We start from the raw sequence: 3,359 nt of genomic DNA, 5'->3' as shown, positions 1-3,359 counted from the left end.
TCTGCTCGACGATGCCGACCGCCCGCGACGCGCCCGAGTCAGGGTCGACCAGTTGATATTTCAGCGACGACGAGCCGGAGTTGATCACCAGCACGACACGGCTCTCAGCGATCATAGACGCCCTGTGCCTGGATCACGGTGATGGCGACGGTGTTGACGATGTTCTTCGACCGACGCGCCGCGGGACAGGTCGTTCACCGTCTTGTTCAAACCCTGCAGCACCGGGCCGATCGCGATCGCGACGGCGCTGCGCTGCAACGCCTTATAGGCGTTGTTGCCGCTCTTGAGTTCAGGGAAGATCAGCACCGTGGCGAGGTCGGCGACCACCGAATCACGCGTCTTGGTGGCCGCGACCGAGGGGTCGACTGCGGCGTCGTATTGGATGGGGCCTTCTACCAGCAGGTCGGGCGCCCGGCTGCGCACCAACTCCGTTGCCGCCCTGGCCTTGTCGAGATCGGCACCGACGCCGGACTCGCCTATGGAATAGGACAGCATGGCCACCTGCGGCTCGATGCCGAACTGTGCGGCGGTGCGCGCCGAGCTGATCGCGATATCGGCGAGCTGTTCGGTCGTGGGCTCCGGGACGATCGAGCAATCGCCGTACGCCGGCACCCGATCCGACAGGCACATCAGGAACATGCTGGACACCGTGGAGACATCCGGCGCGGTCCGGATGATCTCGAACGCAGGCCGGACAGTGCACGCAGCGGTGTGCGCCGCACCCGACACCATGCCGTCCACGATGCCGTTGTACACGAGCATGGTGCCGAAATACGAGTCGTCGTGGATGATCTCGTCGGCCTGCTCGACGGTGACACCCTTGCTCTTGCGCAACGCCGCGTACTGGTCGGCGAACTGATCGCACAACTCGCTGGTCCGCGGGTCGATCACCGCCGCCTCGTCGAGATCGACACCGAGTTCGGCTGCGCGCAAGCGGACCCAGAACTCGTCGCCAAGGATGGTCAGATCCGCGATCCCGCGCTGCAGCACCCGCCCGGCCGACTCGAGGATGCGATCGTCGTCGCCTTCAAGAAGCACAACCCCAGGGTGACCCAGCGACGCCACCGTCGTCTTGGCCACCTCACCCTTCTGGTTGGCCACCGCCAGTACCTGGGTATCAGTCACAGAGACATCCTGGCACCTTTTCCTCGTGCCGCGGGGCGACTCGCAAATGTCTGGCACAATCGGTCGGCATGGGCGTGGAGAACCACCGGCTGGTGCTGCTCCGACACGGGGAGACCGAGTAGTCGAAGTCGGGCCAGCACACCGGCCGCACCGAGCTGGAGCTGACCGACACCGGACGTGAAAAAGCCCAGGCGGGCCGGACACTGGGTGAACTCAAGCTCGAGAACCTCATGGTGATCAGCAGCCCGCGCCGACGGGCCTTGGCCACCGCCGAGTTTGCCAGTCTGAGCGTCGATGAGGTGTCGCCGTTGATCGCCGAATGGGATTACGGCCGCTACGAGGGCCTGACGACCGCGCAGACCCGGGAATTGCAGCCGGACTGTCTGGTCTGGACGCACGGTTGCCCGGGCGGTGAAAGCGTCACTCAGGTCACCGATCGTGCTGACCGAGCCGTCGCGTTGGCGCTACACCACATGGCGTCACGCGACGTGTTATTTTCGAGTCACGGCCACTTTTCCCGCGCGGTGATCACGCGCTGGCTCCAGCTGCCGCTCGTCGAGGGTAGCCGGTTTGCCATGCTAGCCGCCTCGATCGCGGTCTGTGGTTTTGAGCATGGGGTACGACAGCTCAGTGCGCTCGGGCTGACCTGCCGTCCGCAGGGCCATGAAGCCCAGCGAGCCACGGTTTGCGCTGTGCGGGCCGACGGGACTCTCATTGCCGGCGGTGTGCGGACCTGCTACGCCGAGATGACGGTCGCACAGGCGGAGCTGCGCTCCGGACGAGCACCAATAGTGTTGGGCGCGTTTACGTTTAGACGTGGATGGCCCTGCCGCGTCGATGGTGCCGCGCACCGTACTGCGCACCGGTGCGCTGCCTGATTGGCCGACCGGCCCCGCTTGTTGCCGAAGTCATCCGGACCATCGCCGAACTAGGTGAACGCCGAATCCTGTTGCGCGCCTTGCGTGAAGGGATAAACAACCGCTACACCCACCGGGCGAGCCGTAGCCGAAGCTCTAATCGAGGCTGCGCGGCGGAAGGCGGCGGCGGCCGTTCGCGCTGAGGCGCAGGAGATAGCAGCTGACGAGAATGACCGGGCCGAGGAAAAGCAAGTAGTTCACGACATGGAGACACTACGTGCGGGGTGAGACCTTCTGTGTTCGAACTCCGCGGGGGACTCGCGGCGACGAGCGGTCATGCCACCATATCGTGAACGACCTTCGCCCGAGCGCGAGATCAATGTGTCTGGCGCATGCTAGTGGTGTGTCCCGTCATTGAGTAACTACTTGTTCGAGGGTGACGCGGCCGCGGCGGACCTTTTCCAGGATCGATTCGGCTGTGGCGGTCCAGACGAACGGTTTCGGGTCGTCGTTGTGGGCGTCGAGGTATTCCTCGATGGCGGTGATGAGGTCGGGCACGGAGTTGAAGCTGCCACGGCGCAGTGCCTTGTCGGTGAGTTCGCGGAACCAGCGTTCGACCAGGTTCAGCCACGACGACGAGGTCGGGGTGAAATGGAGGTGGAACCGCTGGTGGCGGCGCAGCCAGTTCCGCGCGTCGGGGTGCGTGTGGGTGGCGTAGTTGTCCAGGATCAGATGCACCGCAAGGTGTTTTGGCACCTGGTTGTCGACGGTGCGGAGGAATGTCAGAAATTCCTCGTGCCGATGCCGGGGCAGGCACTGCCCGATCACGACCCCGGTGAGCACGTTCAGCGCGGCGAACAAGGTGGTGGTGCCGTTGCGCTTGTAGTCGTGGGTCACCGTGCCGGCGCGGCCCTTCTTCATCGGCAGCGACGGCTGGGTGCGGTCCAACGCCTGCACCTGGGACTTCTCGTCCATGCACAGCACCACCGCCCGCTGCGGCGCGTTCAGATACAGGCCGACGACGTCGGTGAGCTTGTCCTCGAACGCCGGATCGTTGGAGATCTTGAAGGTGTTCACCAGATGCGGTTTCAGCCCGCGTGCCTTCCAGATCCGCTGCACAGTGTTCCGGCTGACACCGGCGTGCTTGGCCATCGACCGTGTGCTCCAATGGGTTTCGCCCTTGGGCTTGGAATGCAGCGTGGCCGCCACGATCTCCTCGACCTTCTCGGCAGGGATCGACGGCTTCGGTCCGCGCCCCTTGCGGACCTCCCCGAGCTTGGCCAGACCGTCCTCGGCGAACCGGTTCCGCCAGGCCCGCACCGTCACCGCGGTCACACCGATCTCATCGGCGATCCGGGTGTTGGCCACGCCGTCGGC

General features: G+C 65.0%; 2 protein-coding genes and 4 pseudogenes. 2 read left to right on the top strand and 4 right to left on the bottom strand.

Translation table 11 applies throughout. The features are described 5' to 3' along the window. From ACLQI9_RS06790 to ACLQI9_RS06780, 3 genes and pseudogenes are all read right to left on the bottom strand, one after another. Positions 1–115, bottom strand: a 115-nt coding sequence (locus ACLQI9_RS06790; protein ID WP_442391348.1) for a hypothetical protein, incomplete at its 3' end; no start/stop codon positions are given. Beyond that, positions 105–1,041, bottom strand: a pseudogene (gene pta / locus ACLQI9_RS06785) (phosphate acetyltransferase); the annotation flags it as partial. The pseudogene pta and the gene ACLQI9_RS06790, both read right to left, overlap by 11 nt. A 9-nt stretch (positions 1,042–1,050) precedes the next feature. Further along, positions 1,051–1,125: pseudogene (locus ACLQI9_RS06780) on the bottom strand (hypothetical protein); the annotation flags it as partial. Positions 1,126–1,193: 68 nt separating this feature from the next. Here ACLQI9_RS06780 and ACLQI9_RS06775 point away from each other — a divergent pair. Beyond that, positions 1,194–1,784, top strand: a pseudogene (locus ACLQI9_RS06775) (acid phosphatase); the annotation flags it as partial. A 4-nt stretch (positions 1,785–1,788) separates the two neighbouring features. After that, positions 1,789–2,019 (top strand): annotated as a pseudogene (locus ACLQI9_RS06770) (isochorismate synthase); the annotation flags it as partial. A 374-nt stretch (positions 2,020–2,393) separates the two neighbouring features. On the opposite strand, the gene ACLQI9_RS06765 reads toward ACLQI9_RS06770, so the two are convergent. Beyond that, on the bottom strand, positions 2,394–3,359 hold a 966-nt coding region (locus ACLQI9_RS06765; RefSeq protein ID WP_442391346.1), incomplete at its 5' end, for an IS630 family transposase.

Origin of the sequence: Mycobacterium sp. (genome assembly GCF_052143115.1) — a bacterium.
In the GTDB taxonomy this organism is placed as follows: domain Bacteria; phylum Actinomycetota; class Actinomycetes; order Mycobacteriales; family Mycobacteriaceae; genus Mycobacterium.
This window is presented reverse-complemented; position numbering and strand designations above follow the sequence as displayed.